The following is a 1,615-nucleotide window of genomic DNA, read 5'->3' as shown; positions in this document are numbered from 1 at the left end:
TAGCTTGATCTTTAACCTGTGCGGCGAGGTCGCGGAGTGCCCGACTTCTTATTCCGGGACGTGGTGGTGGTCGTCTTGCGGGGTGTGTGGACGTCGTGGCGTGGGGTGGGTTGGGTGTTCTTTCGGCCGGGCGGTCGTCCAGGTCCGGGGCGGGTGGGTTTCGGTGCTCCGGCCGGGCAGGCGGCCTTGGGGCGGATGTGTCGAAAGTCGCGGCGGACTCGTGCCGGGGTCAGCCTGTCCGAGGAGACGGGCCTCTCCCATGGGCGACGTCGGTCGGCTGCGAGTGGCCGGGCCAGTCGCAGTTGGGTGTAGGCCGCGAGGATCAGCCAGGTCCAGCGGTCCGCCGCCTCGGGGGTACGGATCTTCGGGCAGGTCCAGCCGAGTGTCTGCTTGAACAGGCGGAAGGTGTGCTCGATGTCGAAACGACGCAGGTATGCCTGCCAGAGTCGGTCGCTGTCCGTTTCGGTTGCGTCCGTGCCCGACCACCACAGCCAGACCGGCTTCGGGGTGGCTCCGCTGGGCAGATGATCGATGTCCAGGCGGATCACGGTTCCCTCGACGATCGGGAGTGAGCCGTCGGCCGCAGCCCAGGAAGAACGGTGGGTGAGCTTGGGGTGGAGCCGGTTCCAGGAGCGTGCGGTGGCGGTGCCGTAAAGGCGCGTGTCGGTGACCGTTTCGGTGTCCGGGGTGCCCCAGGTGTCGGGCTGCCCGAAGACGAACTCGCCGCCGTGCCGGGGCGGTCGGCCCATGGTGTGAGGCTGCCGCGGCGGGGCCGGCCTGCGCAGGACACGGTCCGAGCGCATCCTGGCCAGGACCTGGACCGGCAGATCCCGCAGGAGATGGGCCAGGCGGGGTGCGTCGTATCCGGCGTCCGCGATGATGAGGACGTCCGGGTCGCCGGCCTGCCACTGACCTGTGGTGATCAGCCGCTCGACCAGTTCGCGCAATTGCCGGGCGGTGACGGTGGCGGTGTCGTCCCCGGGTGCCAGACGCAGCGCGTCCAGCGGGGCGGTCCACGAGCTGCGGCCGGGCTCCAGCGCGCAGACGATCGAGTACGGCCACCCGGGAACGGGAATGTGCTGGTCCTTGCCTCGGCCGTAGGTGTGGCACAGGATCCGCTCCGGTGAGGTGTAGGCGTTGGGCCGCAGCCAGCATGTGACATCGACGGCCAGGACCAGCCGGCCGTCGGCCGCCCGCGGCAGCAGCACCGAGGCCAGGGCCCGCCGCATCCGATCCGCTTCGACCCTGCCCTTTGAGACGGCGGCGTAGAGCCCTCCGTGACCTCGGCGGTGTTCACCCACCAGCGACAGCTCGGCCAGCGACCTCACGGGACCGTCCCCGCACAGAACCGCGTCGGCCAGCTCGAACAGCGCATCCGAACGAGCGGTGAGGCAGGAGTAGAACTCGCCCCGGAAGCGTGACAGTTCCGCCAGCGACTCCTGCCGGACATCGTGATACTGCAGACTCATCCTCACGGCCTTCGCGCTGGACGTGTGTGTTCCTTGGTCGGAGCACATGTTCAGGCGAAGGCCGTTTCCGCGTACGGCAGTTACCGAACCGAGTGATCAAGTACGACGCACCGTTCGACAGCACACGTTAAAGATCAAGCTAGGCG

1 protein-coding gene is annotated in these 1,615 nt (G+C 68.5%); it reads right to left on the bottom strand.

What is annotated here, in order from left to right; all coding sequences use genetic code 11:
- Positions 1 to 11: 11 nt before the first annotated feature.
- A complete protein-coding gene (locus tag ACFY1U_RS50945) occupies positions 12 to 1,469 on the bottom strand; it encodes an NF041680 family putative transposase (protein ID WP_390700931.1) in 1,458 nt (485 codons plus the stop codon).
- Positions 1,470 to 1,615: the final 146 nt, after the last annotated feature.

The sequence above is a fragment of the Streptomyces sp. NPDC001351 genome (assembly GCF_042896045.1).
Lineage (GTDB): Bacteria > Actinomycetota > Actinomycetes > Streptomycetales > Streptomycetaceae > Streptomyces.
The sequence above is the reverse complement of the archived record's forward strand: the minus strand, read 5'-3'. Positions and strand labels throughout refer to the sequence as shown.

Excerpts from the sequence above, each read along its gene's own strand:
- ACFY1U_RS50945 (WP_390700931.1), bottom strand. The coding sequence starts at position 1,469 with ATGAGTCTGCAGTATCACGATGTCCGGCAGGAGTCGCTGGCGGAACTG.